The following is a 21,254-nucleotide window of genomic DNA, read 5'->3' as shown; positions in this document are numbered from 1 at the left end:
CACTGGAGGATGTGGTAGTCGTCTTCATGGTGTTGCTTCCTTTTTGGTTTGATCACCCCGAGCCTACGGCTCAGGGGAAGCAACGCCACCCTTTTTCAAAGTTTCAACATCCGTCGGGACATCCCCTCACCATATTGCCTGCACCACTCAGCTCAACATAATCGAGGTCTATCCCCACTACAGCGTTAGCACCCACTTCATAGGCTTCCTTCTTGAGTTCGTAGAGTGCGGTACGCCTACTATCGCGAATAGTTTTTTGAACCGCCTCAGAACGCCCGCCAGTAATATTTCTGACCCCAGCAAACAAATCCTTGAACATATTCATGCCAAAAGCACACTCGGCGGTTATCACCTCTATAGTATCGGTGATATTCATGCGCTCTGGATACGTCTCGGTGGTTAAAACGACTTTCTCAATTTTTGCTTTGCACTCTGAGCACACGCCCTCGACCTTTTGCTCATCAAAGAAGCCAATTTTTGACTCACAAATATTACACTTAGCCAAATCTAATCTCCGTTATTGCGCCGTATTTAACAAGCAACACACAACAATATCGGTTAACTGTCAGGAGGTGTCACAACGATAGATACTCCGCCCAAACGACGCCCCTCACGCGTGCCCTTCCCGTGATACATACCTCGCCATGTCTCAACCTTTCGAGTCGTATTCCGATCAATCCTGATATGATCAACCTTTGCGCGCCTGTAGGCAGACTTCATAGCTGCTTTTGCGTCGTCTGGAGTGTAGTGCGGTTCATAACGGGAAAGTTCACCACTTTGACGCAGCACCACAACCAAATACACATCATCCGGACCAATCTCGCTCGGATCAGCCAGTGAAATTTTATCGGCGGCTTCATCCAAACTCAAAACACCTGTTGCACCTGTAATGTCACCCGGCACCACACCCTTGAGTAACGCCGCAACCGCAAAAACTGCGAGCGCTACAAAAAGCAAGATAGCAATCAGCTCAAAGTCGCCCATAAAGCGGACGCTAGGGAAGACCACTTGAATTGACAAGCTTTGGAGTAGGCCAAATGAAGGCTTGATGCGTACGTGACCTGCTGTACCCTTTCGCTGCGTGAGCAACCTCCAGCAATTGAACAAGTTCGGTTATGCAGATGATCTTCTTTGTAGTGTATGGCGTCGGCTTTGCGGTGGTAACAGCCTTAGCAGCGCAGGCGCGCGGTCGAAACTTCTTCGGTTGGCTCCTCCTTGGTCTGTTGTTCGGAGTCTTCGCATTGCTGGCTGTATTGGTGATGGAACGGAACCCTGAGCAATCGGCAAACCAATCCAGCACTTCAACTACCCTGCCCACCGCAACAGAAGCGGCTAAGGAGAGGGAACGCCTCCAGAGAGAACGTGATGCTGCCGATGCAAACTTTGTGGAGAACTACAAAGGCAGGAGGATCGAAAGGGATGGCGACAAGATCAAGGTTCTTACAAAGCGATTCTCCAACGTTGCAGAGGCCCGACAGGCCATAGATGACGGACAAGCGTAGCGGCACATCCGCCGGGCAAGCCATTGTGACGACACCCTCCTTGGACTTTTTTCGTCTACCAAATGCCTACTGTTCCTCGGCAGAACCATATTTTTAACGGCATTTTTGGTCCCAGCCCGGTATTTTAAGTCCCCTGTGTCTACCATTCCACCACGCGGGCCCCGTTGCCGGGTGCGCGCACCATATGCGCCATGGGCGGCGGGGAAAAGTCAGATATCCTCGCCCGGCAGGCTGTCCAGAAGGGCGCGCTCGGCCAGGTAGGGGTGCAGGTCGACCGCCCGGCGCAGCCAGGGCACCGCTTCGGCGGCGCGTCCCAGTTCGATCAGCGCCAGCGCCATGCCGGAAAGGGCCCCGATATGATCCGGATTCAGCGCGATTGTGCGCTCCAGGTCTGCGACTGCGCTTTCAAAGTCCCGGGCCAGGAAGTAGGAAAACGCGCGCTGGTTGTAGCCTTCCGCGTAGTCCGGGCAGTAGTCCACAAGTCGCGACAAGACGTCGATCGAGCCCAGGAAATCATAGCTCTCGCGCCGCGCCATGCCCTCGTCGAGCATCGCCTGTGCCCGTTCATCGGGCGCGTCGAGCCACAACTCCCAAAGCTGGCCATTGACCTCGCGCGCCTCCATCTCGTTCGCGCTGTCCTGCAACTCTGCGAGCGCCGTGTCGATGGCTCGGGAATGATCGGGTGGGGCCGGGCAATCGGCCAGGGCGGGGCCCGCGAGCAGGACAAAGGGCAAGAGACTTTTCATGATACCTAGGATGGCACGCGCTGCCCCTGGGTCAAGTCACGCCTCTGCGACGGCCGCAACACCCTCTTCCTTGACCGCCTGCATCGCCACGTAAGTCGAAGTGTTCGAGACATGCGGCAGGGTCGAAATGCTGTCGGCCAGCACCATCCGGTAGGCCCCCATGGACGAGGTCCGCACCTTCAGCAGGTAGTCGAACGCCCCGGCGATCAGGTGGCATTGCTCGATCTCGGGGACCTGTGTCACGGCGTCGTTGAACGCCGCCAGGGCCGCCTCGCGCGTATCTGAAAGCTTGACTTCGACAAAGGCCACGTGGTCCCGTCCGAGACGGATCGGATCGAACAAGGCACGATAGCCTCGCACGACCCCGGTCTCCTCAAGGCGTTTCAGTCGCGCCTGGGTGGGGGATTTCGACAGCCCGATGCGGCGGGCCAGCTCTGTCACGCTGATCCTGCCATCGACGGCAATGACGTCGAGAATCTTGCGGTCGAACACATCGAGGTCGGAAGAACGATCGCTCATAAAAATTCCCTTCTTTGGCCAAATCGACTTGTAAATCCAATAATAGAGGTCAGATCGCCTTGCCGCAACGGTTTATTCTGGAACAAATGCATACAGGAAAATTGCCATGACCTCTCCGGACGACCTGCGCCGCCAGATAGACGACCATTACCTCGCCTCGGAACGTGACCTCGTAAACGCCCTCGTGAGACAGGCCGACCTCGATCCGGCCGCCCGCGCGGCGGTCTGTGACAACGCCGCTGATCTGGTGCGGCGCATAAGGGGGACGTCGTCGCCCGGCCTCATGGAGGTTTTCCTGGCCGAATACGGCCTGTCCACCGAGGAGGGCATCGCACTGATGTGCCTGGCCGAAGCGCTGTTGCGGGTTCCCGACGCCGAAACCATAGACGCGCTGATCGAGGACAAGATCGCGCCCAGCGACTGGGGCAAGCATCTTGGGCATTCCTCTTCCTCGCTGGTCAATGCCTCGACCTGGGGCTTGATGCTGACGGGCAAGGTTCTGGCCGATCAGAAGCCCGGCCCCGCGGGCCATCTGCGCAACGCGATCAAGCGGCTGGGCGAGCCGGTCATCCGCAGCGCCGTGGGCCGCGCCATGCGCGAGATGGGCCGCCAGTTCGTGCTGGGCGAGGATATTCAGGCCGCCATGAAACGCGCTGCCGGGATGGAGAAAATCGGCTTCACCTATTCCTATGACATGCTGGGCGAAGCCGCGCGGACAGATGCCGATGCGCGCCAATATCACCTGTCCTATTCCCGCGCGATCAGCGCCATTGCAGGGGCCTGCACATCCGGCGATGTGACGCAGAATCCCGGCATCTCGGTCAAGCTGTCGGCGCTGCATGCCCGCTACGAAGAGGCCCAGCGCGACCGGGTGATGGACGAGCTGGTGCCGCGTCTGCGGTCCCTCGCCCTTTTGGCGAAATCCGCCGGCCAGGGCTTCAACATCGACGCCGAAGAGGCCGATCGCCTGTCGCTGTCACTGGACGTGATCGAGGCGGTCGCCAGCGACCCGGCCCTCAAGGGCTGGGACGGGTTCGGCGTTGTCGTGCAGGCCTATGGGCAACGCGCGGGCCACGTGCTGGACTGGCTGGGTGACCTTGCGCGCCGTACCGGCCAGCGTTTCATGGTGCGGCTGGTCAAGGGCGCCTACTGGGACGCCGAGATCAAGCGCGCACAGGTCATGGGGCTGGACGGGTTCCCGGTCTTCACCTCGAAGGCGGCCACGGATGTCAGCTATATCGCCAACGCCCGCAAGATGCTGGGTATGACCGACGTGATCTACCCGCAGTTCGCGACCCATAACGCCCATACGGTGCACGCCGTTTTGCATATGGCCGACAAGATGGGCCTGGCCAAGGACGCCTTTGAATTCCAGCGCCTGCATGGCATGGGCGAGGAATTGCACAAGATCGTCATGGCCGATCACGGCACGCGCTGCCGCATCTATGCCCCCGTGGGCGCGCATGAGGATCTCCTGGCCTACCTGGTCCGCCGCCTGCTGGAAAACGGCGCCAATTCCAGTTTCGTCAACCAGATCGTGGACGAGGACGTGCCCGCCGAAGAGGTCGCCGCCGACCCGTTCGACAACCTGGAAAGCCGCTATCCGCTGGCGACCGGACCCACGCTGTTCGCCCCCGACCGGGCCAATTCCAAGGGCTGGGACCTGACCTATCGCCCGACGCTTGCCGATATCGACGCGGGCCGCAATCCGCATCGCGCGACCCGATGGCAGGCCGCGCCATTGATGGCGGCATCCGGCGACGCCGCCTCGAACGGCCAGCCCCGCCGCATCGTCAACCCCGCTGTTCCGGGTGACATCGTGGGCGAGGTCACCGACGCCACACCGGCGGACGTGGACCAGGCGATGCAGTCCGCACAGCCCTGGGACGCAAGCCCGAGCTCGCGCGCCGAAACCCTGCGCAAGGTCGCCGCCGCCTACGAGGACAACGCCGAGGAACTCTTTGCGCTGCTTCACCGCGAGGCGGGAAAGTCGCTTCTGGACGCGGTGGGCGAGGTGCGCGAAGCGGTGGATTTCCTGCACTACTACGCGATGCAGATCGAACGGGCCGAGGCCCCTGCCCCGCGTGGGCACTGGGTTTGCATCAGCCCGTGGAACTTCCCGCTGGCTATCTTCACCGGCCAGATTGCGGCGGCTCTGGCGGCAGGCAATGCCGTGCTGGCGAAACCGGCGGAACAGACCTGCCTGGTCGGCCATCGCGCGGCGCAGCTGATGCACGAGGCCGGCGTTCCGGCGACCGCGCTTCAATTGCTTCCCGGCGCAGGGGACGTGGGCGCGGCCCTGACCTCTGACAGCCGCATCAACGGGGTGGCCTTCACCGGCTCGACCGAAACCGCCCGGATCATCCGCCGGGCCATGGCGAAGAACGCTGCCCCCGGCACGCCGTTGATCGCGGAAACCGGCGGGTTGAACGCGATGATCGTGGACAGCACCGCCCTGCCCGAACACGCCATCCGCGACATCCTGCAAAGCGCCTTCCAGTCGGCGGGCCAGCGCTGCTCGGCCCTGCGCTGCCTCTATGTGCAGAACGACGTGAAGGACAAAGTTCTGACCATGCTCAAGGGCGCAATGAACGAACTGCGCCTCGGCGATCCGTGGCACCTGTCAACGGATGTCGGCCCGGTGATCGACGAGGAGGCGCGCCAGACCATCGTCGACCATGTCGAAAAGGCCCGCACCGAGGGGCGCGTACTGCATGAACTGCCCTGCCCTCAGGAAGGCACTTTCGTCGCCCCCGCAGTGATCGAGATCGACGGGATCGAGGCGCTGGAGCGCGAGATTTTCGGGCCGATCCTGCATGTCGCGGGGTTCGATGCCGAAGACCTGCCCAAGGTGCTGGACCGGATCAATGCCACGGGCTACGGGCTGACTTTCGGCCTTCACACCCGCATCGACGACCGCGTGCAGGAGATCGTCGAGGCCATGCGCGTCGGCAACATCTACGTCAACCGCAACCAGATCGGCGCCGTGGTGGGCAGCCAGCCCTTTGGCGGCGAGGGCCTGTCGGGCACCGGGCCCAAGGCAGGTGGACCGCATTACCTGCCACGGTTCCTCATGCCTGCCGCCGGCAATTCCTCGGACGCATGGGCCAGTGCCGCCGATCTTGGCAAGCTGCGCAAGGCGCTGGAGGGCGCGGTGGCAAACGAGCCGGGAACACCTGCGGACCTGCCCGGACCCACCGGAGAATCCAACCGCCTGTCCGAAGCGCCGCGCGGCGCGGTCCTGTGCCTTGGCCCGGGGGCCGAGGCGGCAAAGGCCCAGGCCGACGCGGTTCGGGCGCTTGGCGGCCAGCCGGTGCAGGCGGACGGGTCCGTTCCGGCCGAGGCGCTGCGCGATCTGCCCGCCGAAGCCGTGATCTGGTGGGGTGACGCGGAAACGGGCCGCGCCTACGAAGCCGCGCTTGCCGAACGGGATGGCCCGATCGTGGCGCTGATCACCGCGCAGCCCGACGCCGCACACGTGATGCATGAACGCCATGTCTGCATCGACACCACGGCTGCCGGCGGCAATGCCGCGCTACTGGCAGCTGTCGCCCAGCAGGACTAGCACCTCTTCCGGTGGGCGCCCGATCCGGGCGCCTGCCGGGGTGATGGCGATAGGCCGCTCGATCAGGATCGGATGCGCCGCCATGGCTTCAACCAGCGCGGCATCGTCGGCATCGGCAAGGCCCAGCTCCTTGAACAGCTTTTCGCCGCGCCGCATCATACCAAGCGCGGGCAAGCCCAGCGCCCGGCGGACCTCTTCGATCTCGGTGACGCTGGGCGTATCCTTCAGGTAAAGCCGCACGGTGGGATCGACCCCGTTCTCTTGCAATAGGGTCAGCGCCTGCCGCGATTTCGAACAGCGCGGATTGTGCCAGAGGATCATAGCCACTCTCCTTTTCCGGTTCCCACGGCCTCGGCCACGTTGGCAAACCCGTCGCGCGCCAAGAGAGCATCAAGACCGCGCGCGATTTCTCCGGCCAGTGAAATGCCAACATAGACCAAGGCGGTGTAAAGCTGCACGGCGCTCGCCCCGGCCCGGATCTTGGCATAGGCCTGTTCGGCCGACCCGACCCCGCCAACCCCGATCAGGGGCACCTCCGTCAGGGTCGAAAGCCGGGCCAGAACCCGCGTGGATTTCTCGAAGAGCGGCTGGCCCGACAGCCCGCCCGCCTCGTCGCGGTGGGCCGAACGCAACCCGTCGCGAGACAGTGTCGTATTGGTGGCGATGATCGCTGAAAGGCCGGAGGCCCCCGCCACCTCGGCCACGTCTTCCAGCTCGGCCTCGGACAGGTCCGGCGCGATCTTGAGGAAGATGGGCAGCCCGGCCTCGTTCGCCTCCATCACCCCGGCCAGTAGGGCCGACAGCGCCGCCTTGCCTTGCAGGTCGCGCAATTTCTCGGTGTTGGGGCTGGAGACATTGACCGTTGCAAAGTCGATATGCGGCCCGCAGCGGCGCAGCACCGTGGCGAAATCCGCGGCCCGGTCCGCACTGTCCTTGTTGGCGCCCAGGTTGAGGCCCACAACGGCGCCCATGGGACGATGGGCAAGACGGTCGGCGATCGCCTCCATCCCGTCATTGTTGAAACCGAAGCGGTTGATCGCGGCGGCGTCCTCGGTCAGGCGGAACAGGCGCGGCTTGGGATTGCCGGGTTGCGGCCGGGGCGTGACCGCGCCGACCTCGGCAAAGCCGAACCCGGTCTTGGCCAGGGCGTCCAGCGCCACGGCATTCTTGTCGAACCCGGCAGCCAGGCCAACCGGATTGGGCAGGTCCAGACCCGCCAGCGTCGTTTTCAGGCGGGGCGAGGTGACCGGCCCAGCCTTCGGGCCAAGCCCCATGTTCAAAGCTTTCAAAGCCAGCCCGTGCCCGGTTTCCGGGTCGACCGCGCGGATCGCGCGCAGGCCGATCTGTTCCAGCACGCTCATGGCAACGGCACCTGTGGCACCCCGGCCTTGACCGGGATCGGGCGGCTCCATACCACCTCGGCGCGCAGCAGCGGCCGGTCATAGATATGCGGAAACTCCGCCCCGCCGCGCGACACTTCCCAACGCAGGTCGTTGCCGTAGGTGTCGGCCTCAAGCGCCGCCAGCATCAGGCCCTCCTGCCCCGCGAAATGCTTCTCGGCGGTTTCCTGCACCTGTTCGGCAGTCGAGGCGTGAATATAACCATCGGCAAGGTCGATGGGGGCGCCGTCGAAACGGCCCGTCCCGGCGAGCTCCGCCCATTGGTCGGCGGTCAGTATCTTGTAGATCAACATGGCCGCCGGTTTGGCCGCTGCCCGCCGTGAGGTCAAGCGCGCAGCCTGTCACGCCACCGTCACGCGCTGACGTTAGGTCGGCCGGTGACGAGGGCTTTGACTCTCGCCCAGCTTGTGCCCAAGCTGATCGCATTCCAACATCAAGGGGGTAAAAATGTCCATCCGCCTACTTTCCACCACTGCCGTTCTGGCCCTGACCGGGTCCATGGCCGCAGCGGAATATTCACTCACGATCCTGCATACCAATGACATGCACAGCCGCATCGAATCGATCAGCCGCTTCGATTCGACCTGTGGGGCCGAAGACGAGGCCGCTGGCGAATGCTTTGGCGGGATTGCCCGCGTCGCCACCATGGTCGACCAGAAACGCGAAGAACTGGCCGATCAGAACGTCGTGCTGCTGGATGCAGGCGATCCGTTCCAGGGCTCGCTCTTCTACACCACCTACAAGGGCGCGGCCGAGGCCGAATTCATGGAAGAGATCGGCTATGACGTGATGGCCGTGGGCAACCACGAATTCGACGATGGCCCGCCGAAACTGGCCGAGTTCATCGACGCGGTCAGCTTCCCGGTCATCTCCGGCAATCTCGACCTGTCCTCGTCCGAACTGCTGAAGGAACGGGTGCAGAACCACGTGGTGCTCGAAGTGGGCGGCCAGCGCATCGGGGTGATCTCGGCCCTTGCGACCGATACCGACGAAACCTCCAGCCCCGGGCCGAACGTCACCTTCCAGGACGAGATCGACAGCCTGGCCGCGGATGCGCAGGCCCTGACCGATGAGGGCGTCGACATCATCATCGCGCTGAACCACGTGGGCCTTCCCGTGGACCGCCGCATCGCCGAGGCGGTGCCGCAGATCGACGTGATCATCGGCGGCCACAGCCACACGCTGATGACCAATGACGACGCCGACACCCCGGCCTACCCGGAAATGGTGAACGGCACACCGATCGCGCAGGCCTATGCCTATACAAAGTATCTGGGCGAACTGACCGTGACCTTCGACGATGACGGCAACGTCATCAGCGCCTCCGGCGATCCGATCCTGCTGGATGCCTCGGTCACGCCGGATCCCGACATGACCGCCCGCATCGCCGAGATGGGCGCGCCCATCGAAGAGATGAAGACCCGGGTGGTCGCCGAAAGCGCCGAGCCTATCGAAGGCGCGCGCGAAGTCTGCCGGGCGATGGAATGCCCGATGGGCAACCTTGTCGCCGATGCCATGCTGGACCGCGTGGCCGATCAGGGTATCCAGATCGCCATCCAGAACGGCGGCGGCTTGCGGGCCAGCATCGACGCGGGCGAGGTCACGATGGGCGAGGTCCTGACCGTTCTGCCCTTCCAGAACACCCTGTCCACCTTCGAGGTCACCGGGGCCACCGTGGTGGAAGCGCTGGAAAACGGCGTCAGCCAGGTCGAGGAAGGCGCCGGTCGCTTCCCGCAAGTTGCCGGCATGTCCTTCACCGTGGACCTGTCCGCCGAGCCGGGCAGCCGGATCTCGGACGTGATGGTCGGGGGGGAGCCCATCGACATGGACGCAACCTATGGCATGGTATCCAACAACTACGTCCGCAATGGTGGCGACGGCTACGCCATGTTCGTGGGTGCCGAGAACGCCTATGATTTCGGCCCCGACCTGGCCGATGTCACGGCGGAATTCCTGGCCGCGAACAGCCCCTATGCGCCCTATACCGATGGCCGCATCACTGTGACGGGCAACTAGGGCCGTCCCCTGTCTCGTAAATCGGCCCCCGTTGCACTGGCGACGGGGGCCTTTTTCATGCGGCTGCCGAGGCTTCGAGCGCGCGGTAGCGCAGGCCCAGGGTGACCGCGCGGGCCACGAAGCTGACCAGCATCGCCACCCACAGCCCGTGATTGCCGAAGATCGGCATCAGCATAGCCGCCGCAACCGCATAGATCAGGGCGGACACCGCCATCATGTTGCGCATGTCGCGGGTTCGCGTCGCGCCGATGAAGATGCCGTCAAGCATGAAGGGCGCGACGCCCAGCACCGGCGCCAGCACCATGTAAGACAGGTAGATGCGCGCGGTTTCACGCACCGGCTCGGCCGTGGTCATCACGTCGATGATCGCGCCGCCGAAGCCCGCGAAGACGACAGCCAGAAGCGCGCCCGATACAAAGGCCCAGACCGAACACAGCACCGCCGCCCGGCGCAGGGCCGCCCGGCGGCGCGCGCCCATGGCCTGACCCACCAGCGTTTCAGCGGCGAAGGCGAAACCGTCGAGCGCGAAGGCGGTGATCGACATGAATTGCAGCAGGATCTGGTTGGCCGCCAGCGGCACATCCCCGAACCGGGCCCCCAGCAACAGGAAAGACACGAAAATCGCCTGAAGCAGAAGCGACCGGATGAGGATATCGGTGTTTACCTGCGCGAAATGGCGCAGGCTGGCCGGGTCCAGCACCCGTGCCCAGTCGCGCCAGGCGGGGCTGTCAAAGGCGCCCCGGCAGAACCACAGGCCCAGCACCAGCCCGGACCATTCCGCGATGAAGGTGGCGATGGCCACGCCTTCGACGCCCCAGCCCAGTTGCAGCACGAACAGAAGGTCCAGCCCGATGTTCAGCCCGTTCATGACCAGTTGCAGCACCAGCACCGCACGGGTGCGTTCCGCCGCGATCAGCCAGCCGGTGATGGCATAGATCGCGATCAGCGCCGGGGCGGACCAGACCCGGATCGCCATGTAATCGCGGGCCAGCCCCTCGACCTCGGCACTGGCGGGCGACAGCAGGAAGCCAACTGTGAAGAGCGGCCATTGCAGCGCGATGATGGCCAGCCCGCCCAACGCGGCGATGGCCAATCCCCGGGTCAGGATCGCGGCTCCTTCGGCATGGTCCCCCCGGCCCAATGCCTGCGCCGCGAACCCTGTCGTGCCCATCCGCAGGAAGCCGAATATCCAGTAGAGCGCCGTCAGGATCGTCGCCCCGATCCCCACCGCGCCAATCGGCGCGGCGGCCCCCATCTGGCCCACGACACCGGTATCCACCGCGCCGAGGATCGGCACTGTGGCGTTGGACAGGACAATGGGCAGCGCGATGTTCAGCACCCGGCGGTGCGTCAACGTCTCAGCCATCGCGGTTGGGCATCAGGAAATGGCCCGTGGCCTGGGCGAACAGACGGTCGCGGTTGTCCTGCCAGGCCTCGACCTGGACGCTGGCATATCGCCGTCCGGACCGCACCACGCGCGCCCGCGCATAGGCGTCCCTTGGCAGGCCCGACCGCAGGTAATCCACGGTCAGGTCGATGGTCTTGGGCAAGCGCGGATGGCGATCCTCCAACTGGATATCCGCGCCGCCCTGCTCGATCTCGTTCCAACGGCTCGACCAGGACAATTCTACGATGGCGGTGGTCTCCAGGAAGGCCGCCGTGACCCCACCGTGCAAAGCGGGCAACATCGGGTTGCCGATCAGGTCGTCGCGATAGGGCAGAACGGCGGTCAACTCGTCACCGCGCCGATCGAATAGAATGCCGAGATAATTGATATAGGGCACCGCCTCGACCAGGGCCTGCAGAGCGGCATCGCGGCGCTGTTTGACCACCTGAACAGGTTCCGGGCGTTTCATGTCGCGGCCCTCTCGATCGCGAAGGCACCGGCAGCAGTCGCCACGGGGCGGTCTTCGTCCTCGTCCAGCGCCACGGCCCGGACGAAGGCAACGGAGCGCGTCGCATGATAGCATTCGGCGCGCGCGGTGATTGCCTGACCCGGGGTCGCGGGACGCATGTAATCGATGCGCAAGTCCAGCGTCGCGGTCGATATGGGCGCGACCGGATGGATCATCACCGCAGCGCCACCACAGGTATCCAGCAGCGCCGACACGGCCCCGCCATGGATCACGCCGGTATCCGGGTCACCGATCAGCCGTTCGTCATAGGGCAGGCTCAACACCGCCTTGCCTTCGCCGATCTCGCCCAGTTTCATCCCCATTTCGCGGGCATGGGGAATGGCCTCGATGAATTGCCGTGCCAGTTTCGCACGCCGGTCTGCGTCCATTGGATGTCCTTTCCTTGGCCGGCAAGGTCGCCTTTTGTGCCGACAAGGGCAAGCCCCAAGCCTGCCGTTGCCCCGACCAGAAGCGCGTTCTAGGGTAGAGGCGACGGAGGATTGCATGACGGATACCCGGCTGAGCTTCAAGGCCATGTGCGAACGCTTCGACGTGACGCCCCGGACCTTGCGTTATTACGAGTATATCGAGTTGCTGGCACCCGACCGCGAGGGCCGATCCCGGTTCTATGGACCGCGCGAAATCGCCCGAATGACCCTAATCCTGCGAGGCCGGCGCTGGGGCTTCAGCCTTGAGGAAATTCGGCAATGGCTACTGATTTACGAACATGAAGGCACCGAGGCGCAGATGCAGACCTTCGTCGAACTGGCCGACCGTCAGCTGGTTGAGCTCGCAAAACAGCGCGACCAGCTCGACGAGATGATGAGCGAACTTCAGGCGCTACGCGACCGGACCGCCGGATCGCTGAAATAACTCTCCCCTGGGCTGCCGATGATTCGCCGTATTCTACCTCAGGCAGAATACCGGGCTGGTGCTCTCACCTAAACAAATTGCGCGTTCCCTTGCGTTACCTTTGCTGACCTTTCGTCAATTCGTTTTTGACGCGGCGTTACGTTTACGTTCACGTCATCTTTCCTTGTAGGAATGGCATCAGCGCATCAAATCATCGGCAAGACACCACCCAGGCAAGACGCCGAAACGAGGATGCAAGGACTATGACGGACCGGAAAATGACCATCCGCGAGATGTGCGAGGCCTTTGACGTGACCCCCCGGACGCTTCGGTTCTACGAGGCGAAGGAACTTCTGTTCCCGATCCGCGAGGGCCAGAAACGGCTGTTCACCAAGCGTGACCGCGCGCGGCTCAAGCTGATCCTGCGCGGCAAGCGCTTTGGCTTCAGCCTCGAGGAAATCCGCCAGTTGCTGGACCTCTATTACATGGATGACAGCCAGGAAACGCAGCTGCGCAAGACCTACACGCTGGCCGAGAAACACCTGGCCGAGATGGAAGCCCAGCGCGACGAGCTGAACGAGGCGATCGCCGAATTGAAAGAGCAAATGGCCTGGGGTGCGAAGCGCCTGAAAGAACTGGCGCCGGACCGCGCCGCAGGCTGATCAAACGACCCAAGGGAGAGAGACCAGACATGCCGATCTACACCGCCCCCATCAAGGACATGCAATTCCTGTTGCACGACGTTCTGGCCGTCAGTGAACAGGATATCCCCGGCTTCGAGGACCTGGACCGCGACTTTACCAGCGCCGTGCTGGAAGAGGCGGGCAAGGTAGCCACCGAGGTTCTGCTGCCGTTGAACACGGTGGGTGATACCGAGGGCTGCACGCTGGAAAACGGCGTCGTCCGCACGCCTACGGGGTTCAAGGACGCCTTTGCGGTGATGAAAGAGGGCGGATGGACGGCCATGGATTGCGACCCCGACTATGGCGGTCAGGGCCTGCCCTACATCATGCACACCGCCGCGCAGGAACCCTTCGTGTCGGCGAACATGGCGTTTAACATGTACCAGGGCCTGACCCATGGCGCCTATTCGGCGATCTGGTTTCACGGCACCGACGACCAGAAGCAGACCTACCTGCCCAAGCTGACGACCTGCGAATGGACCGGCACCATGAACCTGACCGAGCCCCATTGCGGCACGGATCTGGGCCTGATGCGCACCAAGGCCGAACCGCAAGAGGACGGCACGTTCCGCATCTCCGGGCAGAAGATCTTCATCTCGGCCGGTGAACACGACATGGCCGACAACATCATCCACCTCGTGCTGGCCAAGATCCCCGGCGGTCCCGACGGGGTGAAGGGCATTTCGCTCTTCATCGTGCCCAAGTTCCTCGTCAACGAGGATGGCAGCCTGGGCGCGCGCAATGGCGTCTCGGTCGGCAAGATCGAGGAAAAGATGGGCATCCATGGCAATGCCACCTGCGTCATGAACTATGACGGCGCGACCGGTTACCTGATCGGCGAGGAACACAAGGGCATGCGGGCCATGTTCACCATGATGAACGAGGCGCGGCTTGGCGTCGGCCTGCAAGGCTATGCCCAGGCCGAAATCGCCTATCAGAACGCGGTGGCCTATGCCAATGACCGCCTGCAAGGCCGGGATGTGACAGGCGCCAAGAACCCCGACGGCCCTGCCGACCCGATCATCGTCCACCCGGATGTACGCCGAAACCTTATGGACCAGAAAAGCTTCGTCGAGGGCGCCCGCGCCTTCACCTATTGGGGGGCGACTTTGATCGACCGGGCGCACAAGAACGGCGATGCGGATGCAGAGGGCCTGATCTCGCTGATGACCCCGGTGATCAAAGGGTTCCTGACCGACAAGGGCTATGAATACGCCTCGGCCGCGCAACAGGTCTATGGCGGCCATGGCTATATCGAGGAATGGGGCATGTCCCAATATGCCCGCGATGCCCGCATCACCCAGATCTACGAGGGCGCAAACGGCATCCAGGCGCTCGACCTGGTAGGGCGCAAGCTGGCCCAGGACGGCGGCAAGCATGTCATGGCCTTCTTCGAGCTGGTGAAAACCTTCATCAAGGAGAACGAAGACAATGAGGCGCTGAAGGCCGACTTCCTCGACCCGCTCAAGGCGGCATCGAAGGATCTGCAGGCCGCGGGGATGTATTTCATGCAGAACGGCATGAAGAATCCCAACGATGCGTTGGCCGGCTCTTATGACTTCATGCACATGATGGGCCATGTCTGCCTTGGGCTGATGTGGGCGCGCCAGGCCAGGGCCGCGATGGCCGCACTGGACGCCGGGGAAAGCGACACGGCGTTCTACGAGACCAAGATCGCCACGGGGCGCTACTACATGGCGCGCCAGTTGCCCGCCACGGCCATGCACCTCGCCCGGATCAACACCGGGTCCGAGACCGTCATGGCCCTTGAGGCGGCAAACTTCTGATGGAACGGTGGGGTGGGGATTGCGCCTGTCGCGGATCCCTCGCCCTGACCTGCACCCGGAGGACCCGATGCCCAAACGTTTTCGCCTGACCCGCCGCTTTCCCGTCTCGATGACCGAGGACGGCTATCGGCGGCTGAAGAAATTCTCCGCCGAGGCCGGGCTGGACGAGGGCGAGGCGCTGTCTTTCCTCTTCGAGAATTTCGACAGCATCATCGACGAGGACACGTTCGGACACCGGTTGCGGATCTTCAACTCGGAGCTGGAGGCGCGCAAGCGATGACCCGTTGCACCCGCCGCAACCCGGCCCTCCGGGGGGAGTTTTCCTGCCAAGATGAAGGGGCCGCGCCGCGCGTCACCCCGACCCGTCGAGAAGGCCCCGCACCCGTCAATCGGGTGAGGGCGAAGCAAGCCGGGCCGGGGCTTCACCTTGGACGCGGCCTCGCTCTCCAGCTCTCCGCGCGAAACCATCATCGCGCGTTAAGGTTAACGCACGGTTATCGAAGAACGGATATGGCCTTCATCTTGGCAAATAAACTCAATGTTGGACCGGATCAGCCCACGCAACGGCTGGAAGGGGCGGCCCGATGACCACAAAGCTCTATTGTTTCGGGGAATCCGGCCCTTCCTACAAGGCGGCGCTGGCCATGACCCTTGCCAGGATGGACTGGACTCCTGTCTTTGTTGACTTCTTTGCCGGCGAGGCCCGCAGCCCGGACTTCCGGCAAAACGTCAATGCAATGGGGGAATGCCCGGTCCTTGTGACCGACGAGCTGACGTTGACCCAGTCGGGCGCGATCCTGCAATGGATCACCGATCAGACCGGGCGCTTTGGTGGCGTTGGAACCGAGACATACGAGGTCCTGCGCTGGGTGCTCTGGGACAATCACAAACTGTCTTCGCAACTTGGCATGCTGCGCTTCCTGATGAACTTCCTGCCGCCGGAAAGACGGCCCGGGGCGGTTATCGAATTCACCCAAGGGCGGGCCAAAGCGGCGCTGAAGACATTGGAGGCGCATCTGGACGGGCGCGACTGGATCGTGGGCCAAGAGGTCACCAACGCGGACCTGTCCTGCTGTTCCTATCTCTACTACCCGGAACCGTTCGGCTTTGACCGGGCGGATTGGCCGAATATCGACCGTTGGCTGTCCAACATTTCGGCGCTGCCCGGCTGGCGACACCCTTACGACCTGATGACCCGGGCCTTTCCCGGACCCCCGAAGGAGGAAACATGACCGACGCCTATATCTACGATGCCGTTCGCACCCCGCGGGGCAAGGGCCGCAAGGACGGCGCCCTGCATGAGGTGACGAGCGTGCGCCTGTCCACGCAGGTTCTCAACGCGATGAAAGAACGCAACAACCTCGAAGGCCACGCGGTCGAGGACGTGATCTGGGGCAATGTCACGCAAGTGGGCGAACAGGGCGGCTGCCTGGCGCGGACCGCGGTGCTGGCCTCGGATCTGGACCAGTCCATTCCCGGGCTGGCGATCAACCGTTTCTGCGCCAGCGGAATGGAGGCCGTGAACCTGGCCGCCAACCAGGTGCGCGGCGGCGCGGGCGAGGGTTATATCGCCGGAGGGGTCGAGATGATGGGCCGGGTCGCCATGGGTTCGGACGGGGCCGCGATCGCCGTGGACCCGTCGGTCGCGATGGACACCTATTTCGTGCCGCAGGGGATTTCGGCGGACATCATCGCCACCGAATACGGGTTTTCCCGCGACGAGGCCGATGCTTTGGCGGTCGAAAGTCAGAGGCGCGCCGCCGAGGCCTGGGAGGCGGGACGCTTTGACAAGTCGATCGTGCCGGTGACCGACCAGAACGGCCTGACCATCCTGGACCGCGACGAATACATGCGGCCAGGCACAGACATGCAGTCGCTCGGCGCGCTCAAGCCCTCTTTCAAGGAAATGGGCGAGGTCATGCCCGGCTTCGACCAGGTCGCGCTGATGAAATATCCGCACTTGGAGCGGATCAAACACATCCACCATGCGGGCAATTCCTCGGGCATCGTGGATGGCGCCGCGGGCGTGCTGATCGGGTCGAAGGAATTCGGCGAGAAATGGGGCCTCAAGCCCCGCGCCCGGATCAAGGCCACCGCCAAGATCGGAACCGACCCGACGATCATGCTGACCGGGCCGGTGCCGGTGACCAGCAAGATCCTGACAGAGACCGGGATGACCGCCAAGGACCTGGACCTGTTCGAGGTGAACGAGGCCTTCGCCTCGGTCGTGCTGCGCTTCATGCAGGCCTTCGACGTGGATGACAGCAAGGTCAACGTCAATGGCGGCTCCATTGCCATGGGTCACCCGCTGGGCGCGACCGGCGCCATCATCATCGGCACCCTGCTGGACGAACTGGAACGGCGCGACCTCGAGACCGGTCTGGCAACACTGTGCATCGCGTCCGGCATGGGCGCGGCAACCATCATCGAACGCGTGTAAGGAGGGCCAGACGAATGACCGATTTCACCATGAAAACCGACGCCGATGGCGTCGCCGTCATCACCTGGGACGTGCCCGGAAAATCCATGAACGTCATGAGCCGCGAGTCGATGCTGGTCCTCAATGACCTGATCGACGCGGCGCTGGCCGACGACGCGGTAAAGGGTATCGTCATCACCAGCGGCAAGAAGGATTTCGCTGGCGGCATGGACCTGAACACGCTGGCCACGATCCGGGCCGAGGCCGGCGACGAGCCGGCGAAGGCGCTGTTCGATTTCACCATGGCCGGCCACCACATGCTGCGCAAGATCGAGCGTGCGGGCATGGATGACAAGAACAAGGGCGGCAAGCCCATCGCCGCCGCCCTGCCCGGCACCGCTCTGGGGATCGGGCTGGAACTGCCGCTGGCCTGTCACCGCATTTTCGCCGCCGACAACCCCAAGGCCAAGATCGGCCTGCCCGAGATCATGGTCGGCATCTTCCCCGGGGCGGGCGGCACCACGCGACTTGTGCGGAAGATGGGCGCCATGGCGGCCAGCCCGCTGCTGCTGGAAGGCAAGCTGAACGACCCGAAGAAGGCCAAGGCCGCCGGTGTTGTCGACGAGGTCGTGGACGACCCTGTTGCGGCCGCCAAAGACTGGGTTCTGTCGGAGCCGAAGATCGTCAAGCCTTGGGATGAAAAGGGATACAAGATGCCCGGCGGGGCCCCTTACCATCCGGCTGGCTTCATGACCTTCGTGGGCGCGAGCGCCATGGTCAATGGCAAGACCAAAGGGGTCTATCCCGCTGCCAAGGCATTGCTGAGCGCGGTCTATGAAGGCGCGCTCGTCCCCTTCGACACGGCGCTGAAGATCGAGGCCCGCTGGTTCACCCATGTGCTGATGAACCCGTCCTCGGCCAATATGATCCGGTCGCTTTTCATCAACAAGGAAGCGCTGGAAAAGGGCGCCAACCGCCCTGACGTGCCCGACCAGAAGGTCAAGAAGGTCGGCGTGCTGGGCGCTGGCATGATGGGCGCAGGCATCACGCTGGTTTCGGCCATGGCCGGGATGGAAGTGGTACTTCTGGACCAGTCCGCCGAGGCGGCGGAAAAGGGCAAGGCCTATACCGCCGATTACATGGACAAGGGCATCGCCCGCAAAAAGGCCACCGAGGAAAAGAAGGCCGCGACGCTGGCCCTGATCACCGCGACGGATGACTATGCCGCCCTTGAAGGCTGCGACCTGATCATCGAAGCGGTGTTCGAGGATATGGGCGTGAAGGCCGAGGTGACGAAGAAGGTGCTGGAGGTCGTGGGCGACGACTGCATCTTCGCCTCCAACACCTCGACCCTGCCGATCACGGAACTGGCGAAGGCATCCGACACCCCCGAGCAGTTCATCGGCATTCACTTCTTCAGCCCCGTCGAAAAGATGATGCTGGTGGAAATCATCAAGGGCCGCGAAACCGGCGACCGGGCCGTGGCCAAGGCGCTCGATTACGTGCGCCAGATCCGCAAGACTCCGATCGTGGTCAATGACGAGCGCTTCTTCTACGCCAATCGCTGCATCATCCCCTATATCAACGAGGGAATCCGCATGGTGAAAGAGGGCGTCGCCCCGGCCCTGATCGAGAATGCCGCCAAGCTGGTCGGCATGCCGCTGGGTCCGCTGCAACTGACCGACGAGACCTCGATCGACCTTGGCGTGAAGATCGCCAAGGCCACCAAGGCCGCCATGGGCGATGCCTATCCCAACGAAGAGGTGGACGAGGTCCTGTTCTGGATGGCTGATGAGGGCCGTTTGGGGCGCAAGTCCAATGCCGGGTTCTATGCCTATGATGAAAAGGGCAAGCGGCAGGGGCTGTGGGAAGGTCTGGGCGAAAAATACGCGCAGGCCAGCGAACAGCCTGACCTGACCGAAGTGCAGCACCGGCTGCTATTTGCTCAGGTTCTGGAAGCGGTGCGCGCCCTGGAAGAGGGCGTTCTGGAAGACATCCGCGAAGGCGATGTCGGTGCGATCCTTGGCTGGGGCTTTGCGCCATGGTCGGGCGGCCCCTTCGGCTGGCTCGACATGCTGGGCGCGGCTTATGCCGCCGAGCGCTGCGACCAGCTGGCCGAGACCCATGGCGAAAGGTTCGCCTGCCCTGCCCTGCTGCGTGAAATGGCCGAAAAGGGCCAGAGCTTCTATGGTCGTTTCGGCACCGGAACGGACAGCAAGGCAGCCTGAAACCGGCCCCTTTGAAAAGCGCGACGCCACCGGATCATCCGGTGGCGTCTTTCTTTTTGGCACGGCCGCGCCGAGGCGCGGCAGCACCGATCAGTTGAACTTCTTGATCTCGCCCGACTTCAGTCGTGTCAGGTAGCTGTCCAGCTCGGCCTTGACCACCGGCACCAGGAAGTAGAGCGCGATGATGTTGACCACGGCCATGGCAAAGATTGCCGCATCCGAGAAGTCGATCACCGGCCCGAGGCTGGCAGAGGCCCCGATCACCACGAAGATGCAGAAGATGATCTTGAAGGCCAGCTCCTTGCCCGCGCCCTCTCCGAACAGGAACGTCCAGGCCTTGAGGCCATAGTAGGACCAGCTGATCATCGTCGAGAAAGCGAACAGGATCACCGCGATCGCCAGCACGTATTGGAACCAGCCGAAGGCAGAGGAGAAGGCCGCCGATGTCAGCGCCACGCCCGAGTTGCCATCCTGGGTCTGGATTGCCGTGCCTGCCTCGTTGAGCAGGTAAAGCCCGGTTTCGGGGTCCGAGACCAGCTGCCCGGTGATGATGATCACCAGCGCCGTCATGGTGCAGACCACGACCGTGTCGATGAAGGGTTCCAGCAGGGACACGTAGCCCTCGGTGATCGGTTCCTTGGTGCGCACCGCGGAGTGGGCGATCGCCGCGGACCCGACGCCGGCCTCGTTCGAGAAGGCCGCCCGCTTGAAGCCCTGGATCAGGGCGCCGACCATGCCGCCGGCCACGCCCAGACCGGTGAAGGCCCCGGCGAAGATCTGCCCGAATGCCCAGCCGATCATGTCATAGTTCATGAAGATGATGACCAATGCAGTCAGCACATACATGACCCCCATGAAGGGCACGACCTTTTCGGTCACTTTTGCGATGGACTGCAGCCCGCCAACGATCACCGCGAAGACGATACCCGCGAAGACAATGCCAGTGATCCAGCCGGGATAATCACCAACCACGTTGGAAATCTGTGCGTGGGCCTGGTTGGCCTGGAACATGTTGCCGCCGCCAAGAGCGCCAAGAATACAGAACACCGAGAACAGGACCGCCAGAAACTTGCCCATGGGCAGGCCACGCTCGGCGAAGCCCTTGGTCATGTAATACATCGGGCCGCCCGACACCTTGCCGTCGGGATACTCGTTCCGATATTTCACGCCCAGCGTGCATTCGGTGAACTTGGACGCCATGCCCAGCAGACCCGCGAGGATCATCCAGAACGTCGCCCCCGGTCCGCCGATACCGACGGCCACCGCGACCCCGGCGATATTGCCAAGACCAACAGTCCCCGAAAGGGCCGTGGCCAGCGCCTGGAAATGGCTGACCTCACCGGCATCGTTCGGGTCGGAATAGTCCCCTTTGACCAGCGAAATCGAGTGCCGGAAGCCCCGGAACTGGATAAATCCGAAATACAGCGTGAACACCGTTGCGGCGACCACGAGCCAGGCCACGATCCAGGGAAAGGTGGTTCCGGGGAACGGGCTGAAGATGAAGCTGACGAACCATCCGGTCGCCGCGGCAAAACCGTCGTTGATTGTCTGGTCCAGCGATTGCGCCATGGCGGGCGTCGAAACAGCCAGCAAGGCAGCGGCACTCAACGGTGCCGTCTTGAAAAGCGTGTTCATTTGAACC

The 21,254-nt window shown here is 63.2% G+C and carries 21 protein-coding genes; 10 read left to right on the top strand and 11 right to left on the bottom strand.

The window, feature by feature from the left end:
* Nucleotides 1–103: 103 nt before the first annotated feature.
* On the bottom strand, nucleotides 104–505 hold the full coding sequence (locus tag DFK10_RS13010; RefSeq protein ID WP_109389470.1) for a YbjQ family protein: 402 nt from the start codon (nucleotides 503–505) through the stop codon (nucleotides 104–106).
* Nucleotides 506–558: 53 nt separating this feature from the next.
* Nucleotides 559–984: a hypothetical protein gene (locus DFK10_RS16285; protein ID WP_146193265.1), complete on the bottom strand. Its 426-nt coding sequence runs from the start codon at nucleotides 982–984 to the stop codon at nucleotides 559–561.
* Between the two features lie 131 nt (nucleotides 985–1,115).
* Here DFK10_RS16285 and DFK10_RS13005 point away from each other — a divergent pair, with 131 nt between their 5' ends.
* Entirely contained in the window at nucleotides 1,116–1,502 is a 387-nt protein-coding gene (locus tag DFK10_RS13005; RefSeq protein ID WP_109389469.1) for a hypothetical protein, read from the top strand.
* 209 nt (nucleotides 1,503–1,711) lie between these two features.
* On the opposite strand, the gene DFK10_RS13000 is transcribed toward DFK10_RS13005, so the two are convergent.
* Nucleotides 1,712–2,248 (bottom strand): tetratricopeptide repeat protein, encoded by a 537-nt coding sequence (locus tag DFK10_RS13000; protein ID WP_109389468.1) that lies wholly within the window; start codon nucleotides 2,246–2,248, stop codon nucleotides 1,712–1,714.
* A 36-nt stretch (nucleotides 2,249–2,284) separates the two neighbouring features.
* Nucleotides 2,285–2,767, bottom strand: coding sequence for an Lrp/AsnC family transcriptional regulator (locus DFK10_RS12995; RefSeq protein ID WP_109389467.1), 483 nt, complete (start codon nucleotides 2,765–2,767; stop codon nucleotides 2,285–2,287).
* 106 nt (nucleotides 2,768–2,873) lie between these two features.
* Here DFK10_RS12995 and putA point away from each other — a divergent pair, with 106 nt between their 5' ends.
* On the top strand, nucleotides 2,874–6,332 hold the full coding sequence (gene putA, locus DFK10_RS12990; RefSeq protein WP_109389466.1) for a bifunctional proline dehydrogenase/L-glutamate gamma-semialdehyde dehydrogenase PutA: 3,459 nt from the start codon (nucleotides 2,874–2,876) through the stop codon (nucleotides 6,330–6,332).
* Here the strand turns inward: putA and arsC are convergent.
* From arsC to DFK10_RS12975, 3 genes are read right to left on the bottom strand one after another with little or no spacing between them, the layout of a single operon-like run.
* Complete coding sequence (gene arsC, locus DFK10_RS12985) at nucleotides 6,303–6,653, bottom strand: arsenate reductase (glutaredoxin) (RefSeq protein ID WP_109389465.1); 351 nt, start codon at nucleotides 6,651–6,653, stop codon at nucleotides 6,303–6,305. The genes putA and arsC overlap by 30 nt on opposite strands.
* Nucleotides 6,650–7,693: a quinone-dependent dihydroorotate dehydrogenase gene (locus DFK10_RS12980; RefSeq protein ID WP_109389464.1), complete on the bottom strand. Its 1,044-nt coding sequence runs from the start codon at nucleotides 7,691–7,693 to the stop codon at nucleotides 6,650–6,652. Before DFK10_RS12980 ends, arsC begins: the two co-directional genes overlap by 4 nt.
* Complete coding sequence (locus DFK10_RS12975; protein ID WP_109389475.1) at nucleotides 7,690–8,025, bottom strand: DUF952 domain-containing protein; 336 nt, start codon at nucleotides 8,023–8,025, stop codon at nucleotides 7,690–7,692. Before DFK10_RS12975 ends, DFK10_RS12980 begins: the two co-directional genes overlap by 4 nt.
* Before the next feature lie 154 nt (nucleotides 8,026–8,179).
* Here DFK10_RS12975 and DFK10_RS12970 point away from each other — a divergent pair, with 154 nt between their 5' ends.
* Nucleotides 8,180–9,748, top strand: a complete 1,569-nt coding sequence (locus DFK10_RS12970) for a bifunctional metallophosphatase/5'-nucleotidase (protein WP_109389463.1) — start codon at nucleotides 8,180–8,182, stop codon at nucleotides 9,746–9,748.
* Nucleotides 9,749–9,803: 55 nt separating this feature from the next.
* Here DFK10_RS12970 and DFK10_RS12965 read toward each other — a convergent pair whose 3' ends face one another.
* The 3 genes from DFK10_RS12965 to DFK10_RS12955 are packed head-to-tail and all read right to left on the bottom strand — an operon-like array spanning nucleotide 9,804 to nucleotide 12,032.
* On the bottom strand, nucleotides 9,804–11,114 hold the full coding sequence (locus DFK10_RS12965) for an MATE family efflux transporter (protein WP_109389462.1): 1,311 nt from the start codon (nucleotides 11,112–11,114) through the stop codon (nucleotides 9,804–9,806).
* Entirely contained in the window at nucleotides 11,107–11,604 is a 498-nt protein-coding gene (locus DFK10_RS12960; RefSeq protein ID WP_109389461.1) for a PaaI family thioesterase, read from the bottom strand. Before DFK10_RS12960 ends, DFK10_RS12965 begins: the two co-directional genes overlap by 8 nt.
* Nucleotides 11,601–12,032, bottom strand: a complete 432-nt coding sequence (locus tag DFK10_RS12955) for a PaaI family thioesterase (protein ID WP_109389460.1) — start codon at nucleotides 12,030–12,032, stop codon at nucleotides 11,601–11,603. The genes DFK10_RS12960 and DFK10_RS12955 overlap by 4 nt, the downstream gene beginning before the upstream one ends.
* A 115-nt stretch (nucleotides 12,033–12,147) precedes the next feature.
* Here DFK10_RS12955 and DFK10_RS12950 point away from each other — a divergent pair, with 115 nt between their 5' ends.
* The 7 genes from DFK10_RS12950 (at nucleotide 12,148) to DFK10_RS12920 (ending at nucleotide 19,612) form a co-directional block, all read left to right on the top strand.
* Nucleotides 12,148–12,516: a MerR family transcriptional regulator gene (locus tag DFK10_RS12950; RefSeq protein ID WP_109389459.1), complete on the top strand. Its 369-nt coding sequence runs from the start codon at nucleotides 12,148–12,150 to the stop codon at nucleotides 12,514–12,516.
* 242 nt (nucleotides 12,517–12,758) lie between these two features.
* Nucleotides 12,759–13,157 carry a MerR family transcriptional regulator gene (locus DFK10_RS12945; protein WP_109389458.1) on the top strand — a complete coding sequence of 133 codons (399 nt, stop codon included), beginning with the start codon at nucleotides 12,759–12,761 and terminating at the stop codon, nucleotides 13,155–13,157.
* A 29-nt stretch (nucleotides 13,158–13,186) separates the two neighbouring features.
* Nucleotides 13,187–14,965: an acyl-CoA dehydrogenase C-terminal domain-containing protein gene (locus DFK10_RS12940; protein ID WP_109389457.1), complete on the top strand. Its 1,779-nt coding sequence runs from the start codon at nucleotides 13,187–13,189 to the stop codon at nucleotides 14,963–14,965.
* A 67-nt stretch (nucleotides 14,966–15,032) separates the two neighbouring features.
* On the top strand, nucleotides 15,033–15,245 hold the full coding sequence (locus DFK10_RS12935) for a hypothetical protein (protein ID WP_109389456.1): 213 nt from the start codon (nucleotides 15,033–15,035) through the stop codon (nucleotides 15,243–15,245).
* A 304-nt stretch (nucleotides 15,246–15,549) separates the two neighbouring features.
* Nucleotides 15,550–16,197 carry a glutathione S-transferase family protein gene (locus DFK10_RS12930; RefSeq protein ID WP_109389455.1) on the top strand — a complete coding sequence of 216 codons (648 nt, stop codon included), beginning with the start codon at nucleotides 15,550–15,552 and terminating at the stop codon, nucleotides 16,195–16,197.
* Nucleotides 16,194–17,405, top strand: coding sequence for an acetyl-CoA C-acetyltransferase (locus DFK10_RS12925; protein ID WP_109389454.1), 1,212 nt, complete (start codon nucleotides 16,194–16,196; stop codon nucleotides 17,403–17,405). The genes DFK10_RS12930 and DFK10_RS12925 overlap by 4 nt, the downstream gene beginning before the upstream one ends.
* Nucleotides 17,406–17,419: 14 nt before the next feature.
* Complete coding sequence (locus DFK10_RS12920; RefSeq protein WP_109389453.1) at nucleotides 17,420–19,612, top strand: 3-hydroxyacyl-CoA dehydrogenase NAD-binding domain-containing protein; 2,193 nt, start codon at nucleotides 17,420–17,422, stop codon at nucleotides 19,610–19,612.
* A gap of 90 nt (nucleotides 19,613–19,702) precedes the next feature.
* Here the strand turns inward: DFK10_RS12920 and DFK10_RS12915 are convergent, their stop codons facing one another.
* Nucleotides 19,703–21,247 (bottom strand): alanine/glycine:cation symporter family protein, encoded by a 1,545-nt coding sequence (locus DFK10_RS12915; protein ID WP_109389452.1) that lies wholly within the window; start codon nucleotides 21,245–21,247, stop codon nucleotides 19,703–19,705.
* Between the last annotated feature and the right edge of the window lie 7 nt (nucleotides 21,248–21,254).

Origin of the sequence: Salibaculum griseiflavum (assembly GCF_003129565.1) — a bacterium.
In the GTDB taxonomy this organism is placed as follows: Bacteria; Pseudomonadota; Alphaproteobacteria; order Rhodobacterales; family Rhodobacteraceae; genus Salibaculum; species Salibaculum griseiflavum.
This window is presented reverse-complemented; position numbering and strand designations above follow the sequence as displayed.